This window comes from Ureibacillus thermophilus, assembly GCF_004331915.1.
GTDB classification, from domain to species: Bacteria; Bacillota; Bacilli; order Bacillales_A; family Planococcaceae; genus Ureibacillus; species Ureibacillus thermophilus.
In genome coordinates, this window is sequence record NZ_CP036528.1 from 828,300 (window position 1) to 849,274 (window position 20,975).

Sequence of the window (20,975 nt, forward strand, 5' to 3'; positions counted from 1 at the left end):
GACCGCTTTCACATTGGTGATTTCCATTGTTGGCTGTATGGCCATGTTTGGAGGGTTCCTTTTAGATGGACGGACAAAAATAAAAAAGCCATTCCATCACAATGGCTTTACGTTAAACGATAAATGATAAAACGTTCATTCCAAATTTTTTCATTGATTGCAGGAATAGGAATTTCCATCACTTTTTCAAAGGGCGTGGACCGGTTTAAATAATCAAGGTAGTCGATGGTTGGATAATATAAAATCACATCCACTGGCCGTTTCCTTTCTTCTGTTGAACGCATAATATGGTGAAGCGCTTTCATGAAAATGGGCAAGGAAAAGGGGTTAAAAAAATAAAATTTATTTTCGTTCGGCTGAATTGCGTAGTCTTCGGCAAGGCAGCAAAGAAACTGGATATTTTCCTCCTTCTTCCGAAATTTTTTACAATAATTTTCACGGTTTTTTATCGCTTTTTTGATAAATTGTTCGTTCAAATCAATGCCTAAAACAGATGCGTTTGTTTTGTTATGAAGGAAAATGCCAACCCTTCCTAAACCGCATCCAAAATCCACGATGGTGTCATTTTCATTGATGTGATAATGCTTCAACAATTCTTCCAACGCCAAATAAGGAGTCGGCTCATAGCGGTTATAATGGGAAGATTGATAAATGCCATTGTTTATTCCGCAAGTGTCGATATGAAGAAATCGGTCATATGCTGCTTCGTTCATCTTTCTTTCTCCATTCATTTAAAGAGTGCGTTCTCATCATTGGTTGAACATTTATGAACATAGTATAATGGAATCAATGATGGTTTTACAGAGTGAGGAGAACGCATATGTTAAAAAAATTTTTTGGCCGAAAAAATGAACCACTAAAAAATAAAGTCGAATTTTGTGTATCCAATGAAGCCTTTGCCCATCCGGATGTGTACGATGTATTGGAGCAAAGGGAAGATGTCATTGTAGAAGATGCAGGATGCAATTCTTACTGCGAAATTTGCGACTGCCACTATTATGCACTTGTGAACGGAGAACCGGTTGCAGCAGATAGCGCGAAAGAATTATTGGAAAAAATTGAGGAAGCATTAAAGTTGAATTCCGTTCAATAGACGTTGCGAAACTCAAGTAACAGTTCCCGCGCTTTTGCATATATCAAAAGTGAACAAAGTTATGCAATGGAGGGAACGCGATGGCTTATCCCATGTATGGACTTGAACAGCTATTAATCGATGCAATATATTTTTTAGGAATTTTTATTATTGTGGCTACTATTATTTGTGTGATCTCCGGAGCAATTTATAGTTTTTTATATGGAGGCGTTTAAGGATTCCCTTAAGCGTTTTTTTATTGTCAAAAAATATGGCAATCCCATTAGAGGGAATTAAATACTTCTTAAATTGAAGGAGTCATCCATGGAACAAATGAAAGGCAAAGCGTCTAAAATCTTGTTGGAACAAGCATTTCAGCCATTGTATGAAAAAATCGACCGGCCTGAACAGGAAGTAAAAAGTTTGAGAGAAGAATTAAAAACGATCGCATTTCCCTTATTGAAAGCATAAATTATTTTATTTCGCACAAATGAAGGCTACAACTTTAACCACATTATCTCTCTTTTCTATGGCTGTCTGTGAGGACTCATTGTCTTGCGGAACAGCTTTTTTATGAATAAAATATTTTTGTGAAAAAGGCCTATAAAATTGTTTCCTGATTTTCATTTTTAGTTTGTAGTTGAGAAAAATATACTTTATAATTTTGAATTTTTATTCTTGCAAATTTGTAGTATATTAATAAATAGTAAAAAATGATTAATTATTTTAAATGTTCATAAATAGATATAGTATTTTTGATACATTTTTCGATATTAATAAAGGAGCATTAACTTTATATGAATGATAAAAATGTTTCAAAAAAGATGGAGCAATCTTATGACATTCATCAATTAAAGCAGGAGTTAAAAGAATTAAGAGAGCTGAAAGATATCCTTGATAAAACTTCCATCATCATCATTTTGGATGAGCAAGGAAGGATTACATATGTTAACGATTTGTTTTGTGTAACGGCTCAATATTCCAGGGAAGAATTAATTGGAAAAACCCTTCAAGTAGTGAATTCCGGGCATCATTCTAAAGAATTTTTTAAACAACATTGGCATGAAATTTCAAGAGGAAATATTTGGAAAGGTGATATAAAAAATAAAAAGAAAGACGGTACTTATTACTGGGTTCGTTCAACCATTATTCCATTTTTAAATAAGAAAGGGAAACCCTATAAGTATATTGCCATTCAGACGGATATTACGAAAGAAAAGGAATTGGAAGAAGAACTGAAACAATGTAATAAAAAGTACGAATTAATTTCAGAATATATTGAACATTTAGTGGCGCTGGTTGATGAGCAAGGGAAGTTTTACTATATTTCCCCCACATTTAATAAACTCCTGCATGATGATTTGAAACATTTGGAACATCAAAATTTGTTTGATTTAGTACATACAGATGATTTGGATAGGATAAAAAAGGAAATGCAACGATTATTAAAAAATGGAAAGTTCACAACGAAACAGGAATTTCGATTGCTCCATAGTGAAGGAAATTATATTGATGTGGAAGCAAAGTTTAAAATCATTCATGATGAGGATAATGCAAGAAGACCATTTATATTATTGGTGATGAGTGATATCAGTGTTCGAAAAAAAGTAGAGCAAAATATTTATCATTTAGTTTATTACGATAGTATTACCAATTTGCCAAACTGCTCTTACTTTATGAAAGAGCTTCGTTCCTATGTACGGGATATTCAATTAACGAAGGAAAAGTTTGCGATCTTTTGCATTGATTTAGACCATTTTAAATGGATTAATGACGAGCAAGGGCATGATGTAGGGGATATGGTCATTGCAAATGCGGCCAATAATATTAAAGAAGCGCTTCGGGAACAGGATGTTGCGGCCAGAATGAGCAGCGATGAATTTATGGTGCTAGTTAAAAGCATAAAAAATCAAGAAGAAGCGATTGCTATTGTGAAAGCCATTATAGAGAATTTCCGAAAGCCGCTTTATTTGAATGGAAAAGAGTATGTCATTACATGCAGCGTTGGCGTTGTATTTTATCCAGAGCATGGAAAAACGCCAGAAGAGTTGATTAAAAATGCGGATTATGCTTTATCTGAAGTAAAACAAAAAAGTAAAAATAACTATATGATTTTCGATAAGCAGTTTGAAAATGTTTCTTTAGAGCGCCGCATTATCGAAAATACCATGAGAAAAGGGTTGAAAGAACACCAATTCTTTTTAGAATATCAGCCAAAATTCAATATTCAAAACAATCAATTAGTTGGAGTAGAAGCGCTGGTTCGCTGGAATCATCCGGATTTAGGGGAAATCCCTCCAGCAAAGTTTATTTCCCTTGCTGAGGAGACAGGGTTGATTGTTTCGTTGGGAGAATGGATTATAAGAGAGAGTTGTAAACAAGGTAAAGAGTGGCAGGATAAAGGATTTGGTTCCTTTATTGTGGCAGTCAATGTTTCTATGCGCCAATTGGAATCGCCGGATTTTGTTCAAAAAGTCGAGCAAATATTAAATGAGACAGGATTTGATCCTAAGTTGCTTGAATTTGAGTTGACTGAAAGTGTATTAGCGGATTTAAGCAGCATCATACCTGTACTGAAACGCTTGAGAGAGCTTGGCATTCATATTTCTGTCGATGATTTTGGCACAGGCTACAGTTCTTTAAGTTATATTAAACATCTTCCTGTTGATACCCTAAAGGTGGATGCATCATTTATTAAAGACATTCATAATAATGAGGAAAGTAAAGCGATCTTCAAAGCGATTGTAAATATTGCGGATACGATTGGACTAAAAGTGATTGCGGAAGGCATTGAAATGGAAGCGCATGTGGATGCTTTGCTTAATGGCGGATGTACTATTGGTCAGGGATTTTTTTATAGCCGGCCATTGAAGAAGGAAGAGTTTGAAGAATTTATTCAAAGCAGCGGATTTATGTCTTCCAAGTGAAACGAGAATCTCTTGCACTAATCGCAAGGGGTTTTTTGCTTTTATTTGAAAATAATAACTTTTTAAAGAGTTATTTCTATTAAATGATTATAATTGTTGGTTTTAGAAGGAATGAATGAAGGAATATTCACTAATAAATACTATTTTTGAAAAACAGTTCGCCAAACAGCAATTCTCCATAAAAAATAGTCATAATTTATCGAAATATTCTTTTAACAATTGAGGATAAAAGTATTATACTATTTTAATAACAGAAATATTATTCTGAATATTCCACAAAATATTGGAGGCTTTACACTATGACAGAGATTACAATTGAGTTAACAGATAGTCCGAAAGAAAAGCCAGCAGCGGACCAACTTGGCTTTGGACATCATTTTACAGATCATATGTTTATCATGGATTATACAGAAGGAAAAGGCTGGCACGATCCACGCATCGTCCCTTACCAAAAACTTTGCTTAGAGCCATCTTGCATGGTATTCCATTATGGACAAACAGTTTTTGAAGGGTTAAAAGCTTACCGCACACCAGATGGAGGAGTGCAATTATTCCGTCCAGATGCCAATTTCAGACGCCTAAATCATTCAAATGAACGTCTTGTCATTCCACCGGTAGATGAGGAATTTGCTTTAGAAGCGTTGAAAAAATTGGTAGATGTAGACCGCGATTGGGTTCCAGATGCACCAGGCACATCTTTATATATCCGGCCATTCATTATTGCAACAGAACCATTCTTGGGCGTTCATCCATCCAAAAACTACTTATTTATGATTATCATGTCTCCAAGTGGCTCTTACTATAAAGAGGGAATTAACCCAGTGAAAATCTTGGTGGAAGAAAAATATGTCCGCGCCGTTGTTGGAGGTACGGGTGAAGCAAAAACAGGCGGCAACTACGCAAGTTCATTAATTGGACAACTCAACGCAGAAAAAGCAGGCTATGCTCAAACATTGTGGTTGGACGGCGTAGAAAAACGCTATATTGAAGAAGTGGGCAGCATGAACATCTTCTTCAAAATCGATGGAAAAGTGATTACACCGGCACTTACGGGAAGTATTTTACCTGGTATCACGCGCGACTCCATGATTAAAGTGTTAAAATCAAAAAATATTCCAGTGGAAGAACGCCGTATTACAATTGACGAAGTAGTCGAAGCTGCTGATAAAGGCAAGTTGGAAGAAGTATTCGGAACTGGTACGGCTGCAGTCATTTCTCCAGTAGGGGAATTGAAATATTTAGATAAACGAATTGTCGTAAATGACGGGAAAATCGGTGAAGTCTCTCAAATGTTATATGATACATTAACTGGTATCCAATACGGAAAAATTGAAGATCCATTCGGCTGGACAGTACGCGTATAATTGCCTTTGTACTTTTGCTGTAGGCTCGCACCTTGAATGACGGGTGCGAGTTTTTTCTTAGCTTTTGTGTCGGTTATTCACTTTGGCTAGCCTTTCGCTCTTATTATTACTCATAGATAAAAAATACTGTTGAAAAGGGAGGAAGCAAAGTCTATAATTACTAAAAGTTTACATTTTGTTTAGGAAAGGTTGAATGTGGTGAAAATCCGTGTTTTCATCCTTTTATTTATAGCGTTGATTTTGGTTGGTTGCAGTAATGAGGGGATAAAAAATACGATTCAACAAAAGGAATTATCCAGCAAAAATCAATTGTTATTAAAAGCGGCTGTCGGGGAAATGAATTATTATTATGAATTTATTGCTGAAAAGGGAAAATTTTTAAGAATTTGGGTTGAACGGTATCAATACGGAAAATTGGTTGAACAAGTTGGTGGCATTGGAACGGAGATGCTAAAAGATGAGAAAGGAGAAATATTAATTTACTTTCTCGATGATCCCGAATGGGAAAACTATTATTTGAGAACGGTAGTTTTGGATGAATCAGGCTATGCAGTTGCAAACGGACAAATTGCCAAACCCAATGCCAACTTGAATGCAGGCATCTGGAGTTCAAATCTAAATGAAAAAGTGCCGTTAACGGAAGATATGTTGTTGGGGTATATGGCATTTTTTGAAGTGGATGATGAAAGTTCAATGGAGATAAAAACCACTCTGGCGGAACCGAAAGAATTCATCGAGGAAAACCGCGATATTCCTGATATCTATTTAATTCGGGCTTCATTATCCGATGAGGAACGATGGGAATGGTATAACGAATCAGGAGAGGAATTATAGGATGCCGAAAAAAACATGAAAAATTTGCGAAAAAGGACATCGTTATTATAAACAAAACATACAAAGATCAGTAGTACAAACCAAGGCCAAGGTTTGTACTACTAATCTTAGTATGTTTTATTTTTTTGTAACTTTTTCTAGCTTTCAAACGTGGATATAGCGAAAGGAGGGCGTGAGAGTGAAGCCATGAATTTAGAACAAATGTATGTTGTATATGTTCAAGATATATATCGATATATTTTTTCTCTTTGCAAAAATCAAGACTAAATCGTGCAAGAAACCTTCAATTGCGCCTTCCTATATCTTGAAAGCCATAAAGATGAAAAAAATCCGTCCATGGCTCTTTTTATGAATTTGGTTTCTTCCGCAAACAATAAAGAGTAGGAGGGAGAAGATGAAAAGAGCAGTTTTTTTAGATCGGGATGGCGTGATCAACGAAGTGTTGACGAATCGAGTGAAATTTGTCAACAAACCGAAAGATTTATATTTTTTGCCGGGCGTTCCAGAAGCCATCCGCAAACTGAATGAGCATTTTGATTATATATTCGTGGTGACAAATCAAGGAGGCGTTGGGCTCGGTTATATGAAAGAAACCCAGCTCCAGAAAATCCATGAACACATGATGAATGAATTGAAAAAACATGGCGCCATCATCCATAATATTGCTTATTGCCCCCATAAACCGAAAGAGGGATGCTCATGCCGAAAACCCGGTTCCAAGCTGATAAAAGACCTTGCCGAAAAATATAATGTAGATTTGTCTAAATCCTACATGGTGGGCGATACGGATACAGATATTCAAGCAGGAAAGAAAGCCGGCACAAAAACGGTTTTCATCGGGGATGAAGAGCCTTTAGCCGATGCAGTTTTCCCTGATTTATTCACTGCAACGGATTGGATTATTAAGGATGCCCATATGGTTTAAAGCCACAAGCTTTTGTATATATTTCCAAACTTTAGATGAAAAATTTTGTTAATTTCCTATGAATTTGATAAACTACAAGTAATTTTTCTTGTTCTAAAGAATCAACCTCCTCGTGCATGCAAAAATAAAAGAAAAAAAGGAACGATTCGAATGCAGTATCATCCAGGCTGGAATTTTCAAAACAGCTATGTAAAACTGCCGCCTATTTTTTATACAATGCAAGAACCAAAGCCTGTTGCTTCTCCAAAGCTCATTATATTCAATGAATCACTTGCGGAAGAATTGAATTTGGATTGTGGAGCGCTGCAGACAGAAGAATGGATTGCAACTTTTGCAGGAAACTATATCCCGGAAGGTGCAGAGCCGATTGCCCAAGCCTATGCGGGCCATCAATTTGGCTATTTTACGATGCTGGGCGATGGGCGTGCCATCCTTTTGGGGGAGCATGTGACCGCAAATCATCAACGGTTTGATATCCAATTGAAAGGTGCAGGAAGGACACCATATTCTCGGGGTGGGGATGGCCGTGCTGCTCTTGGTCCGATGCTTCGGGAATACATCATTAGCGAAGCGATGCATCATCTTGGAATTCCGACGACGCGAAGCTTAGCAGTGGTCACAACAGGGGAGACGGTCATCCGTGATCAATATCTTCCCGGCGCCATTTTAACGAGGGTTGCTTCAAGCCACATTCGCGTAGGCACTTTTGAATTTGCGCGGAAATTCGGCTCCAAAGAAGATTTAAAAGCTCTTTGCGACTATACCATCGAACGGCATGATCCGCATATTTTACAAGAGGAACATCCCTATCTGGCATTTTTAAAAGCCGTAATAAATCGGCAAGCGGCAACCATTGCTAAATGGCAGCTAGTCGGTTTCGTCCATGGCGTCATGAATACGGACAATATGACGATCAGCGGAGAGACAATCGATTATGGACCTTGTGCTTTTATGGATATTTATCATCCAGATACGGTTTTCAGCTCCATCGATACGTATGGACGCTATGCTTATGGAAATCAGCCAAAAATAGGTGGCTGGAATTTAGCCCGATTTGCCGAATCACTTATTCCTCTCCTTGATGCAGATAAGAACAAAGCTGTAACCCTTGCAAAAGAAGCCATTTCCGCTTACCCAACCCTTTATGTATCCTACTATGTAGACGGTATGCGGAAAAAACTAGGTCTCATGTCTGCAAGAGAGGAAGATGAAGAACTCATCCAAGAATTGCTTGATTTGATGCAAACCTATAAACAAGATTATACAAATACTTTTAGAGCGTTAACGTTGAAAAAACTAGAAGGAGCATTTTTCCAAACTGTTGAATTTCAACATTGGCATCAACATTATAAAGAGCGGATAAAAGACCAAAATCCAATTGAAACGGAAAAGCTTATGAAGCAGCATAATCCTTCTGTCATTCCCCGCAACCATCGGGTGGAGGAGGCTCTGGAAGCGGCAGTGGAGCGGGGTGATCTTTCAGTGATGAAAAAGCTGTTGTCGATTTTGTCGGATCCTTATTCATATTCAGAAGAACAAGAGGAATACTGTACATTACCAGAATGTCCAGATGAACCGTATATTACCTATTGCGGTACGTAAAATTTAACTGTAATGGAGGAATCCACATGGAAAAAATTGAAGTTGGAGAAGTTTTTACAATTGGTGATGAAGAACAACAAGAAGAAGTCGAAGTAATTGCAACGATGACGGTGGATGGGCAAGATTATGTAGCTGTAGCTTATGTCGAAGATTTGCATGAAGATAATGAAGATGAGATTGAAGTATTCTTTTTGAAAGTTGATGAGGATGGTGACTTTGACGTAATTGAATCCGATGAGGAATATGATCAAGTGGCCGATGTTTTTGATGAAATGTTGGATGAAATGGAAGAAGAAGAATAAATTGATTGGGGGGAGCGTGAGAAACTCTTGCGCTCCTTTCTATTTGGAAATATATATAGGAAAATGCTTATTTCCACTCGATTACTTGAGATTTCCCACAAGCTTTAAACAAAATACTTGCAGGATATCAAAAAATATCCATTAAAATGTAGATAAAACAATTCAAAAAAGGGGATTTTCAAGTGCCTAATGTGCAATCAATGGGAATCGTTTTAGGCGTGAGTTTAGTAGGGGTTTGGATATTTACTTTATTGCATTTGCCGGTGCCTTGGCTTTTGGGACCGTTATTTTTCGTACTCATCAGCCAATTTTTTATCAAAACGGACTTTTATTGGCCAGCTGCCTTGCGCAATATGGGATTAATTATTATTGGTATTTCCATTGGACAAAGCTTCCAATTTCATATGTTTAAAAATCTTGGTTGGCTCATTGGTGTCATGCTGTTAATGAACGGAATGATTTTGCTTTTTAGCTTTCTTTTATCTTTAATGCTTGTGAAAGTAGGGAACTTGCCTTTAAAAACTGCAATTATTTGTACGGTGCCTGGGGGTTTTTCTCAAGTTGTCGCATTTGCTGAAGAAGAAGAGATTGATTTGCCGATTGTTACCTATTTCCATGTAATCCGCGTGATTTCGATTGTTATAGGGATTCCGCTGCTTTTGCATGTGCACGCGATGAACAGCCAGAAAGAATCAGCCATTTCTTTTTCCACATTGATGGCTTTAATCCTCTTATTTCTAGTTGCCATCGGGGCAGTGTGGGTAGGGAAGAAGATAAAAATCCCGGTTCCTTATTTTTTATTGCCGTTAATCCTCGTGATTGGATTGCAGTTTTTCTCCATAAATACGCCGGAAGTCCCTAGCCCGTTTCTTCAAATGGCCCAATTAATGATGGGGGCGTATATTGGAAAATTATTAACACCCAAAATGCTTGTATTTGAGAAAAAGATAATATTATTAGGGATTATCACGACCATCCTCTTATTGTTATTTACTGTTGGACAAGGATGGATGTTGATGAAAATGATGAATTATTCTTTGGCTACTGGCATTTTAAGCACGGCGGCAGGGGGGCTTGATCAAATGAGTTTGCTTGCCAGTGCAATTGGAGCTGATGTGAGCGTTGTGACCGTATTTCAATTGTTTCGGATTTTATTTGTATTCATCTTTATATTGCCTTTATTGAAAGCCTTTTGTCATTATATCGATCAAAGGGATGCGGGAAGGGTTTAATTTATTGAAAAAGTTGTTTCTAGTCTTTGGCATAAAGTAATATTTTCATAGATAGCTGAACATCAACGGTCTATACATATGTAAAAATAAAAAACAATATTAATGAACTGTCGATTGTTGAAATCTATGAAAAAATGGTATGATATATATTAGTTTATTCTAGATTACAACCTTTATTTCTGATGAGGAGATTATGACATAAAATGAAGGACAACAAATTAGAATTATGGAAAAAGGCTGTGAAAACGGGAATTATCAAGTCTAATTTAATTCCGATGTTCGCTGCTTTAATGCTGGCCCTTTATACGTATAATTTAAGTTTCATTAAACATATTCCGCATATAATTTTTGCACTCATTGGAACGGCATGTGTGATTGGGGCAGCTGGAATTTTCAACAACATTTATGATCATGATATTGATGCGAAAATGCCACGCACTAAATTAAGGCCTTCTGTGACGGGGGAAATTCATCTTCGTACAATGCTTGTGGTGGGCATTATTTTGCTGATTGTTGGAATTGCCTTTTTGGCGTTGACAACATGGACAGCTGCATTGCTCGGATTCCTTGGGGTGTTTTTCTACGTAGTTCCATATACAATGTGGACAAAGCGGAGAACGATTTGGAACACGGAAGTAGGAAGCATTTCTGGAGCGATGCCGCCGTTAATTGGATGGGCAACTGTAGCACCGGATATTTGGCATCCTGCTTGCTGGGCGCTCTTTATTATCATGATTATCTGGCAGATGCCACATTTTTATGCGCTGGCTATCCGCAAAAAAGATGATTATGCAATGGCCAAAATTCCGATGCTGCCAGTGGTCAAAGGGATTAAAAGAACCTATATTCAAACAAATGTGTATTTAGTTTTGTTAATGTTAACAAGCTTTTTATTTGTCCCTTTAAGCTGGGGATTAACCCTTTCTTCATTGACTCTTGGAGGCATTTGGCTATGGATTAGTTTGGTGGGGTATCGCCAGATGGATGGAAACAAGTGGGCCAATAAAATGTTTGGTTATTCGCTCATCTATATGACGGCTGTTTTTGCGACAGTCATCATTTATGCAGGGGTAGGAATGATATTGAAATAGACATGGTTAAGGGGCTGTCAAGAAAGTGTAAAACTTTCCGGACAGCCCTATTTCTAATAGGAGAATTCTTTAAAAATCTTTGCTCCTGCGGTGGTCATATTAAACGCGCCTCCTCGTCGCAATTTATCTGCGGCGAAGCACTAGCTAAAGCCGCAAAGGGGGCGTCTCAAAATGTTTTTTAGACGCTCTTTTTTGTTGTTGCTAAAATATCTCTAAATTGTGAACAGGAATTTGATAAAAATATGACATCTGAATGGAACAGATATACATCAAATATGCTAGGTGCTATAGTAAATTATGAGAAAAAATTTTGTTGTGTATATAATCGCTCCTTTAGTAATCCAAAATCGCTCATTTGAACCTACATATAATCTCCCCCTGAGAGCCTGACCAATTTAGGTCAGGTTTATATAATTTAATAATTTTGCAGTGGGCATAAAACTCCACTTCACCGAAAAAGGGGCGTCTTCAAATCAGACGCCCCTTTTTTTAACAGTTATCATTGGAGAGATAGACAATTTGATTTTTTCCTTGTCTTTTTGCCATATACAGCGCTTGATCGGCAACTTTAAAAAGTTGAGCGAATTTTTTGGCATATGGAATGCTGGAGGTGCAGACGACGCCAATGCTCACTGTCACTTTAATTTCCTGGGAGAAATAGTTTACATGAAATGAAGTAATTTCGTTATGCAATTTTTTTGCTTTTTCCATGATGTTTTTCGGTTGGCTTTCTTTAAAGAGGACGATAAATTCATCTCCTCCGTAACGTCCGACAATGGTGTTCTCCTGATCTTCATTTGCCACTTTTAAACAAGCTTGCGCGATACCTTTAATAACTTCATCGCCTAATAAATGGCCATAGGTATCATTGATGACTTTAAATGAATCAACATCAATAATCGCGCAGCAAATATGCTGCCCCGATTTTTTATTTTCCTTCAACCATTTGTTGCATGTAGTTTCCAAAAAATAGCGATTGTAAACGCCTGTTAAACTATCCACATTGGCACGCTTCTCAATGGCTTTGATGCTTTGCTGTATATCAAAATCTTTCATTTTAGAAGCAAGTCGATTAGAATAAAGTTTTTCTGTAATTTTGATATAATTTTTCATTGCTTCGTAAGATTTTTTGTAATCTCCAAGGGACTCATAAACCGCTGCAATGGTTTTCAATATTGCCTTCAGCTTGATTTGGTTTTGATATGCAGCAAAAATTTGATAAGATTCGTTTAAGAGTTGCAATGCTTCATTAAATTCGCCTTTTGCACAGTGAAACGTCGCTTTCACATACAAAAAATTTGCTTTTTCATGAGGTAAATTATTAATATATAAATTAGGTTCAATTTTTTTCAACATTTGCTCCGCTTTCTCTAATTCTTTCATGCCGATATGGATGGAAACAAAGTTTAAATAAATATGACATTGTAATAAAATTTCTCTTGGACAGTGGGTTTCACAAATAGCCAGCGCCTTATTTGCATAATTCAAAGCCTCTTCATAATTTCCCTCTAGTATTAAATAACTGCAATAAGTGTTGTAGCTACCGCTGACCTCATAGTACATCTCCAATTCTTCTGCTATTTCAATACAACTTTCTATGGCTTTTTTTGCTTCGCTTAAATCCTGTTCATATTCATAAATTAAAGCACTTAGCCTGTATAAGTGGTATTTATCCCGATCATCCCCGTACTCATTGCATAATTTTTTATATTCAAGGATATGTTGAAAAGCTGTCTCGATTTCACCTAAAAAATAGTAGCAACCTGCAAGATGCAAATGAGCATTCATCATACCCTTTACATCATCTGATTCATTGGCTGAATTTAATAATTCCTTTGCTGCTTTGATTGCTTCTTTATATTTGCCATCAGAAAAGAGGTTGTTGATGATCGATTCCAATCTTGTAAGATGGTAAAGTAGCGCGTTCATTCAGGGTCACCTCCCTTTAAAAAAGGAAGAAATCCCTGGTAAAAGAAATGTTTTTTGGGCATTTCTTCCTTACTTACTATTATAAATGCTATAAAGGGACGAAAATATATATAATGTTTGACAAAATTCGAGGTGAATTGACTTAAAAAACGATAAAATATACTGACTATTATTATAATTTCAATTTTGCCACTTCACATAGATAATCGCACAGTACCCTCAAGCCTTTATCAAAATTTTCAAGATGGAAGTGTTCATTTGGCGCATGGAAGTTTTCTGTTGATAAGCCAAAGCCCATGAGCACAACGGGAACATTTAGAATTTGGTCGAAGGTTGCCACAATTGGAATGGACCCTCCACCGCGAGTGAACGCTGTAGGCACTTGATATACTTTTTCATAGGAACGGCTTGCTGTTTGAATTAATGGATGGTCGAAAGGTGTAAGATAAGGAGCGCCGTTGTCGAATTCTGTCACTGAAACTGTTACACCTTTTGGAGTGTGCTTTTCAACGTGTTTCCGAAGTAGGGCGATAATTTTGTCTGGGTCTTGGTCTGGAACAAGCCGGCAAGTAATTTTAGCTCCTGCTTCATTTGGCAAAACGGTTTTAATTCCTTCTCCAGAAAAACCGCCGAAAATGCCATTGATTTCAAGTGTTGGGCGAGCCCAAGTTCTTTCAAGGAAGGAGTAGCCTTCTTCGCCGAATAACTCATTCACGCCCAATTCCTTTTTCAAGGATTCTTCATCAAATTGGAGTTCTGCAAAAGCTTTTCGTTCTTCTTCAGAAAGTGGGCGAACGTCATCATAAAAACCTTCCACAAGAATTTTTCCATTTATATCCCGGAATGACGCAAGGATTTCAACTAATGCATGTACGGCATTTTGCACCCCGCCGCCATATAATCCAGAGTGAAGATCGCTGTTTGCGCCGCGCACATCAATTTGCACCCCGGCAAGTCCTCGCAGTCCGTAGCAAATGGCAGGTTTTCCAGGGGCGTACATACTTGTATCAGAGATTAATACAAAATCCGCTGCAAGTTTTTCTTTATTCCTTTCAATATATGCAGGAAGGTGAGCGCTGCCAATCTCTTCTTCGCCTTCATAAAGGAATTTCACGTTGACAGGCAATGTACCGAGGATGGCAAAAAGGGCTTCAATGGCTTTTAATTGCATAAACACTTGCCCCTTGTCATCAGACGATCCGCGAGCATATAGTTTGTTTTGGCGTATTTCCGGTTTGAAAGGTTCTGACTCCCATAAGTTTAATGGGTCTACTGGCTGTACATCGTAATGTCCGTAAATTAGTACGGTTGGTTTTCCTTCCGCATGAAGCCATTCTCCATAAACGACCGGATGACCCTCTGTTTCATCAATTGATACGTTTTCAATGTTCAATTGTTCCAGTTGCTGTTTTAACCATTGCGCGGCTCGTTCTACATCTTGTTTGTGCTCAGAGAGGGAACTGATGCTTGGGATGGATAAAAACTCAAATAGTTCTTGTATATGTTTTTCTCGATTTTCCTTAAAATACTCATGAAAACGCTGCAACTCCATAAAAATCCTCCGCTTCTCCAATTTACTAAAATTTAGTATAACACATAAATAAAATTTACAACCAAATGTCAGAAATTTTTGATAAACGTAATAAAAGATATGACAATAATCGAAATCTTACAGGAATGTAATGTAATTGAAAGCTAATCATATAGAGTGTAATACAAATTTTTGGGAAAATGTATATAGAAAGTAAAAGTTTCTTATACGGAGGAAATTAACGATGAATAGAATTTCTGATGTTTATGAGGAGTTTAATCGTTATATATATCATTTATGTTTAAAATTAACCCGCAATCCAATGGAAGCAGAAGATTTAATGCAGGAAGTTTGGGTTAAAGTTGTTCGCAATGAAAAACAAGTGGAACAAGTTGATCATATAAAAGCATGGCTTACAACGATTACAATGAACACATTCCGCGACCGCTACCGGAAAAATGTGCGCAGAAGCAAATATGTAATGAGTCAACCTGAAACATTAGACGTTCCAATACTAGATTTGGTTCCAAATAATGAAGTTTCAACAGAAGAGCAGATTGAAAAAGTTGTTGTAACCAAAATTGTGCAGGAAAAAATGAAGCAACTCGATAGCATTTATCAAAAAACTCTTTGGTATTTTTATGTGGAGCAATATTCCTTAGCGGAAATTTCAACATTAATGAAGGTATCTATTGGTACGGTAAAATCCCGTTTGTTCCGCGCAAAACAAAGATTGAAAGAGATACTGCTTTCTGACCGAAACTTATTGGATGTGGTTCCGGTATAAGGAGATTTTTTAACAAGGGGGCGTCTGAAAAGTTGAGACGCCCCCTTTGCGGCTGTCACTAGAGTTTTTGCCGCAGATAAATGGCGACGAAAAGGCGCGTTTTGTAACCACCGCAGGAGCGAAGTTTTTAAGAGAATATTACTATAAGAAGTAAGGCTGTTTCCGAAAGTGTTCGACTTTCTGGACAGCCTCTTTCTATTTTATAAATGAAAATGCAAGCTGCTTTTTTGGCAACTTGCATTTACCTAAATGGGTGATGTATAGACATTTTTTAACTCCTTCCATATTTTCGAGGAGATTGTTGCAAGCATTTTTCGAAAATGTGATGCAATGTTTGAATTTCCTCATTTGTTAGCATGCCAAACATCGAATGGACTAATGCTATCACTTGGGTTTTTGATTCTTCTAATACTTTTCTTCCTTCTGGCGTTATGGCAATTTGGGAAACCCGGCGATCCTTTGAACTTTGGGATTTTTGGATATATCCGCCTTTTAATAGTTTGGTTGTTAAAACCGTAACGCCGCCAGTTGTAATTTTTAATCGCTCCGCAATGACAGATGGACGTTTTGGCCCTTCTTTTGCAAGCAAGTCCAAAAGGAGTATATGGTTTTTTGAAAATCCTAAGTCATTGATTTGATTCCACTCATTTGACCATTTGCGCTCGAGAGAAGAAACCACTTCAAAGAGAGCGGAAATTGTGTCATATCTTTGGTTATTCATTATTTTCAGCTCCACTTTCAATTTTACATATGGTCAAAGGGGGATTAGCTTACCACTTCATCCGCATGTTTCATTAATTCATTTAATTCATAAGCGCGCACTTTTCGTGGGATAAATCGACGGATGTCCATTTCGTTGTAACCGACTTGGATGCGTTTTTCATCAACGATAATTGGGCTGCGAAGCATACGAGGATGTTCTCGAATCAATTCATAAAGCTCTTGAATGGAAAGTTGATCGATGTCGACGTTTAAATTTTTGAAGTCGTTTGAGTTGGTTGCAATGATTTCATCTGTACCATCTTCTGTCAAACGCAAGATGTTTTTGAATTCAGAGAGCGTCAGTGGTTGGGAGGTAATGCGTTTTTCAACAAATGGGATATTGTGTTCTTTGAGCCATTTAATCGCTTTACGAGAAGATGAACAACTGGATTGTGTATAGATGGTAACTGTCATATTTACCGCCTCCAATATTTTTTTTCATTATAGTGGGATAAATTCAGCATTAAATATCTTACTAGTAAGATATTTGGAAGTCAATTTTGATGAAAGTGGATGTAAAAATAATGTATAACCTTTAATCTATTAATTAATACGTTTTGCTTGGGCGAAGGTTTCGCTTTTTTTAAGAAAATTTGATAGAATTTTTCAGTTTATTGTAGCGCTGAAAGAAAAAACTACTCGCAAGCGTTACATCTTTGCGAGTAGTTTGTTGAGTTCTGCCAATTTCTTTTCCATGCGGGCTAGTCTCTGTTCTGCTTCCATAACAGAGTTGATATGGCCTGTATTTTCAAGTTTTTCTATATCGCCTTGCAAGTTGATGTAATCCATTTTGATTTCGGCAATTTGCTGCTCGATTTCTCGTTTTGTTAGCATAGATAACTCCCATCTTTCAATTTCATTGAATCAACGACAATATTATAACACAAAGAAGGGGAGTTTCATGGATAAAAAAATCAATGGCCGCTTTCGACCATTGATATAAATGTTATTGCACTTCCACTTTTTCCGGATTAGCAGAAAGAAGTAAATGGAAAGTGCCTTTTTGAGTTTTTACTGTGATTGTTACAAACTCTCCAGAAACTTTCACATTTTCTTTGAATTTTTGAGGGTTCATGGAAAGCTCTGTTCCCCAATTGGACATATTGACTAAATAGATGCCGTTATGCAAATTCAAAAATTCGCAAAAAGCATCCTTTGCCAATTCATCAACCTCAGTTAAATTTTCTTCTGCATGTTTTGAAGCTATGTATAATAATGCATCGTCGTCTGCTGCTATCGCTGTCAATAGGGAAGGGCCGCCCACGATTTCTTGGCTTACTAACCATTTGGCTTGCTGTAGATTTTCAGATATTTCAAGGAATGTTTGGCGATCAATAAAACGAATCATATTTTTTGCAAATAGAGAAATATAGCTTCCAAACTTTTCGCGAATATCTTCATGGCCTTTTGTTAAAATGTTTTCCACTAATGTTTCAATATTACCTCTTTGAATTTCTTCAAAATCTTCAGTGGAGAGGCTGTATTCTTTTTTGTAATCATTTAAGGCGGAACTGAACTCTTCCATGGACATATAGCCACGGTCAATCAACGCTTGTGCTAAATATAAATGCCCTCGTTTTTGATGGGAAATCAATTCTTCTACTTGTTCTTCCGTCAAGTATCCAAGTTCAACGGCAATTTCACCAAACCGCTTATCCATTTGTTTTTGTTTTTCATGGACTTCTTCCACTTGACTTGGAGTCATCAATCCTTTATCTACTGCAATAACTCCAAATTTTACATGCACTTTTTCTTGATACTCTAGCACATCTTGAAGCTGCTCATTTGTAATCAACCCACGGTTTAATAAATAATGACCGAAATATTGGCTAAACATGATTTATCCCTCCTTTAAGGCTTTTTCTACAATTTTTACAAGTGTATCGATTTGAATTGGCTTTTGAATAAAGTCATAAGCCCCGTATTTAAGGGCCTCTTTCAATTTGCCGCTTGTACCAACGGAAGAAACCATAATCACTTTAGTATCCGGGTTAATGGCTTTGATTTCTTTAAGTGCTTCAATGCCATCTATTTCAGGCATCACGATATCCAGAAATACTAAACTTGGTTTATATTTTTTCGTTTGTTCCACAGCAGCCACGCCATTTGCTGCTTCATAGAATGCTTCAAAATTAAAAGAATCTAGAGCTTCTCTTAACTTTTTTCTTATAAGAAGTGAATCATCGCAAATAAGGACTGTTTTTTTATCCATGTCATCAGCTCCTTTTTTTATATATACTACTACATACCTATCGAAAATTTCTATATAGCTATCCAAAAATTTTAACATTTAACAAAATATATAAATTCAATAAAAAATAAGCCGATTCAAAATTGGAATCGGCTGAGGTGGATAAAATAATATAGTAAGTATGGAAATATAATTTTATAAGGAAACAATATTATGCCGTTCATAGGCAAAATCTAATAACAAGGATTTAAGAACTTCATTATTGTCTTGGATTTCTAATTGAATTTGTTTTCGAACAGCTCTTTCCCGTCTTGCTTCATGAAGCAATAATTCCATCACTGCATTTTGAATATTGGATTGCTTCATTTTTCGACCCAAACCTAAGTTGATGAATCCATTGTTTTCGCGAGGGAAGGTATTGTTTAACTCCCGTTCATTTTGTGCGCTGACAATGCAAGGAATGCCGACAGCAGCTACTTTATATGGCGTATAGTTAGCATTGCAGATGACGATATCCGCTTCCGGCAATAATTTTTCCAGCGGTTTGTCATCTTTGAAAATTTTCGTGTTTCGACTGCTTAAGGCCATTAATTGCAAGTCGCTGATGGAATGCGAGTATTCTCGATCGAGTGCAATGGTTACTTTTAGTGGGATTTGCAAGTGGGTTAAGTGGCGCAGAGTGCGGTATGTTAAGTTGTTGGGGTCGCCATCTTCATATGCAACAACGATATGTGGTGGGTTTGATAATTCGTTGGATACTCTAGATTCGGCAATGGCTTTCAATGTATCGGAAACGGCGAAAGCAAAACTTCCTGCAAGAATGTTTTGAGATGTGGTTTCCCTTACTTCTTCTATGATGGACATAATATTGCAATCGGCAAGTTCTGCACCTTCACCAAAATCATCGAAATGCACAAGCGTTTTGCAGAAATGGCGTATCGTTTCAACATAGTCAGTGTACGTATCTTTTCCTTCTTGTATAATTAAATCTGGTTCAAATTCTTTCAAGTGTTTAACTAGTTCATTTAGATGGTCGTAAATGATTGGCGACAGCTGTGCATCTGTGAAGATTTCCAATGCTTCATCCTTCGGGCTTTTTAGAAATATCGCAACCTCTTCTTCATCGCTTAATTGCTTTGCAAGAATGCTCGCTCTTTCAAAAGGGTAATAACCTTTCATTGCATTATATTCAACAATAAAGGCGATTTTCTTCTTCTGGTTTTTACTCAATTCCTTCTGCATACAATCCCATCCTTTCCCAATCATTAATTAAAATATGGTGAAAGATTTGAAAGTATGTGTTAAAAATAAAATTTATATGGCTGGCGTAAATATTTTGCTAGAAGATGCAAGAAAATTTTTGAGGTCGGCAAGAATTTTAAAAAAATTTGAGGGATTTCATAAAAACAGAAGAATCTGCAGAAGTTTAGAAAAGCTCTTCAATTTTCAGCCTTAAGACTGAACTTTTTCTTTTTCTAATCCGTTTCCTATCGAAAGATTTGTGCATTTGCTACAATAGACAAATGGAAGAACCTATATGATGGAGGATTTGCAACATGAAAATTCTGCTTGTAGATGGTACAGTTTTTGGTACAAAGACGGGTGCACTATTAAGACAGGTGGAACAATATATTAAAGAAATTGATTCCGTTTTGGAATTGGAAATATTATATTTTTCGAAATTAAAACATCAAATTTTAGATGGAAGCCCGCTTAATGATGATATGAAAATGATGATACAAAAATTTGAAGAAGCGGATGGCTATATATTTGCTACACCGATTTATCAAGCCTCTATTCCGGGCGTGTTAAAAAATGCGCTTGATATGCTGCCGCCGAAAGCATTGCGATACAAACCGGCAGCCATTGTGGCAAATGGAGGTACGTTCCAGCACCATTTAGTCGTGGAAAATCAATTCCGTCCAATTTTGGATTATTTCCGCTGTCTAGTGACGCCAAATTATGTATATACCCATACAACCCATTTTGATGAAAAGGACCAAATCATTGACCAAGATATTCATGAACGTCTGCGGGAATTAGCACGCGTGTTTGTCCAATACTGCAAAATGAGCCAAACGTTGGCGAAAGAACCCATCGATAAACATTAAGCTTTGGGTAGAAAAGGGGCGTCTGAAAAGTCATTTCAAGACGCCCCCTTTGCGGATGTAGTTCTTTCGCCGCAGAAAAATTGCGACGAGGAGGCACGTTTTGTGACCACCGCAGGGAAAGTTTTTAAGAGAATATTACTATAAGAAGTAAGGCTGTTTCCGAAAGTGTTCGACTTTCTGGACAGCCTTTTTTTATTTTTATATGGAAGTTTCCTTCGCATGGCTAATATATGCTTTTTTTGAACTTATAAGAAGTACGTAATAGTTGGATTATTTTTGGATATTCTATAACTAGAGCTGTTATTACTCTAAAGA

Annotated in this window: 22 protein-coding genes; 13 read left to right on the top strand and 9 right to left on the bottom strand. The window is 36.9% G+C overall.

The genetic code is table 11. The annotated features are described in order from the left end of the window. Positions 1-107 precede the first annotated feature (107 nt). A complete protein-coding gene (locus DKZ56_RS04095; RefSeq protein WP_208651484.1) occupies positions 108-713 on the bottom strand; it encodes a class I SAM-dependent methyltransferase in 606 nt (201 codons plus the stop codon). Positions 714-820: 107 nt separating this feature from the next. Between DKZ56_RS04095 and DKZ56_RS04100 the strand changes: the two genes are divergently transcribed. From DKZ56_RS04100 to cyoE, 11 genes are all read left to right on the top strand, one after another. Then, a complete protein-coding gene (locus DKZ56_RS04100; RefSeq protein ID WP_208651486.1) occupies positions 821-1,093 on the top strand; it encodes a YuzB family protein in 273 nt (90 codons plus the stop codon). Positions 1,094-1,173: 80 nt separating this feature from the next. Then, positions 1,174-1,308: a hypothetical protein gene (locus DKZ56_RS15705; RefSeq protein ID WP_281275684.1), complete on the top strand. Its 135-nt coding sequence runs from the start codon at positions 1,174-1,176 to the stop codon at positions 1,306-1,308. 88 nt (positions 1,309-1,396) lie between these two features. Further along, on the top strand, positions 1,397-1,543 hold the full coding sequence (locus DKZ56_RS04105; protein ID WP_208651487.1) for a hypothetical protein: 147 nt from the start codon (positions 1,397-1,399) through the stop codon (positions 1,541-1,543). Between the two features lie 326 nt (positions 1,544-1,869). Beyond that, positions 1,870-3,999, top strand: coding sequence for a sensor domain-containing protein (locus DKZ56_RS04110; RefSeq protein ID WP_208651489.1), 2,130 nt, complete (start codon positions 1,870-1,872; stop codon positions 3,997-3,999). A 299-nt stretch (positions 4,000-4,298) separates the two neighbouring features. Beyond that, positions 4,299-5,363, top strand: coding sequence for a branched-chain amino acid aminotransferase (locus DKZ56_RS04115; RefSeq protein WP_208651491.1), 1,065 nt, complete (start codon positions 4,299-4,301; stop codon positions 5,361-5,363). Positions 5,364-5,561: 198 nt separating this feature from the next. Then, positions 5,562-6,197 carry a hypothetical protein gene (locus DKZ56_RS04120; RefSeq protein ID WP_208651494.1) on the top strand — a complete coding sequence of 212 codons (636 nt, stop codon included), beginning with the start codon at positions 5,562-5,564 and terminating at the stop codon, positions 6,195-6,197. 394 nt (positions 6,198-6,591) lie between these two features. Next, the gene (locus DKZ56_RS04125) at positions 6,592-7,122 is read left to right on the top strand and encodes a D-glycero-alpha-D-manno-heptose-1,7-bisphosphate 7-phosphatase (RefSeq protein ID WP_208651496.1); all 531 of its coding nucleotides are present in this window, start codon (positions 6,592-6,594) and stop codon (positions 7,120-7,122) included. Positions 7,123-7,272: 150 nt separating this feature from the next. After that, complete coding sequence (locus tag DKZ56_RS04130) at positions 7,273-8,724, top strand: protein adenylyltransferase SelO (RefSeq protein WP_208651497.1); 1,452 nt, start codon at positions 7,273-7,275, stop codon at positions 8,722-8,724. A gap of 26 nt (positions 8,725-8,750) precedes the next feature. After that, positions 8,751-9,026 carry a DUF1292 domain-containing protein gene (locus DKZ56_RS04135; protein ID WP_208651499.1) on the top strand — a complete coding sequence of 92 codons (276 nt, stop codon included), beginning with the start codon at positions 8,751-8,753 and terminating at the stop codon, positions 9,024-9,026. 182 nt (positions 9,027-9,208) lie between these two features. Then, positions 9,209-10,258: an AbrB family transcriptional regulator gene (locus DKZ56_RS04140; RefSeq protein ID WP_208651501.1), complete on the top strand. Its 1,050-nt coding sequence runs from the start codon at positions 9,209-9,211 to the stop codon at positions 10,256-10,258. Between the two features lie 203 nt (positions 10,259-10,461). Next, the gene (cyoE, locus tag DKZ56_RS04145; RefSeq protein ID WP_208651503.1) at positions 10,462-11,349 is read left to right on the top strand and encodes a heme o synthase; all 888 of its coding nucleotides are present in this window, start codon (positions 10,462-10,464) and stop codon (positions 11,347-11,349) included. 489 nt (positions 11,350-11,838) lie between these two features. On the opposite strand, the gene DKZ56_RS04150 is transcribed toward cyoE, so the two are convergent. Beyond that, complete coding sequence (locus tag DKZ56_RS04150; protein ID WP_208651505.1) at positions 11,839-13,278, bottom strand: tetratricopeptide repeat-containing diguanylate cyclase; 1,440 nt, start codon at positions 13,276-13,278, stop codon at positions 11,839-11,841. 172 nt (positions 13,279-13,450) lie between these two features. Continuing rightward, a complete protein-coding gene (locus DKZ56_RS04155; RefSeq protein WP_208651507.1) occupies positions 13,451-14,830 on the bottom strand; it encodes a dipeptidase in 1,380 nt (459 codons plus the stop codon). A 223-nt stretch (positions 14,831-15,053) separates the two neighbouring features. On the opposite strand from DKZ56_RS04155, the gene DKZ56_RS04160 reads away from it, so the two are divergent. Next, positions 15,054-15,596: an RNA polymerase sigma factor gene (locus DKZ56_RS04160; RefSeq protein WP_208651509.1), complete on the top strand. Its 543-nt coding sequence runs from the start codon at positions 15,054-15,056 to the stop codon at positions 15,594-15,596. 271 nt (positions 15,597-15,867) lie between these two features. Here DKZ56_RS04160 and DKZ56_RS04165 read toward each other — a convergent pair whose 3' ends face one another. The 6 genes from DKZ56_RS04165 to DKZ56_RS04190 all read right to left on the bottom strand — a co-directional run bounded on the left by DKZ56_RS04165 (position 15,868) and on the right by DKZ56_RS04190 (position 19,791). Next, positions 15,868-16,317, bottom strand: coding sequence for a MarR family winged helix-turn-helix transcriptional regulator (locus tag DKZ56_RS04165; RefSeq protein ID WP_208651511.1), 450 nt, complete (start codon positions 16,315-16,317; stop codon positions 15,868-15,870). 44 nt (positions 16,318-16,361) lie between these two features. Beyond that, complete coding sequence (gene spx, locus DKZ56_RS04170; RefSeq protein ID WP_208651512.1) at positions 16,362-16,772, bottom strand: transcriptional regulator Spx; 411 nt, start codon at positions 16,770-16,772, stop codon at positions 16,362-16,364. Between the two features lie 234 nt (positions 16,773-17,006). Next, on the bottom strand, positions 17,007-17,192 hold the full coding sequence (locus tag DKZ56_RS04175) for an SE1832 family protein (protein WP_208651514.1): 186 nt from the start codon (positions 17,190-17,192) through the stop codon (positions 17,007-17,009). A gap of 112 nt (positions 17,193-17,304) precedes the next feature. Next, entirely contained in the window at positions 17,305-18,195 is an 891-nt protein-coding gene (locus tag DKZ56_RS04180; protein ID WP_208651515.1) for a cyclic di-GMP-binding domain-containing protein, MshE-related, read from the bottom strand. A gap of 3 nt (positions 18,196-18,198) precedes the next feature. Then, positions 18,199-18,570 (bottom strand): response regulator, encoded by a 372-nt coding sequence (locus tag DKZ56_RS04185; protein ID WP_208651517.1) that lies wholly within the window; start codon positions 18,568-18,570, stop codon positions 18,199-18,201. A 174-nt stretch (positions 18,571-18,744) separates the two neighbouring features. Then, positions 18,745-19,791 (bottom strand): PseG/SpsG family protein, encoded by a 1,047-nt coding sequence (locus DKZ56_RS04190; RefSeq protein WP_208651518.1) that lies wholly within the window; start codon positions 19,789-19,791, stop codon positions 18,745-18,747. 314 nt (positions 19,792-20,105) lie between these two features. On the opposite strand from DKZ56_RS04190, the gene DKZ56_RS04195 reads away from it, so the two are divergent. After that, a complete protein-coding gene (locus DKZ56_RS04195) occupies positions 20,106-20,660 on the top strand; it encodes an NADPH-dependent FMN reductase (protein ID WP_208651519.1) in 555 nt (184 codons plus the stop codon). Positions 20,661-20,975: the final 315 nt, after the last annotated feature.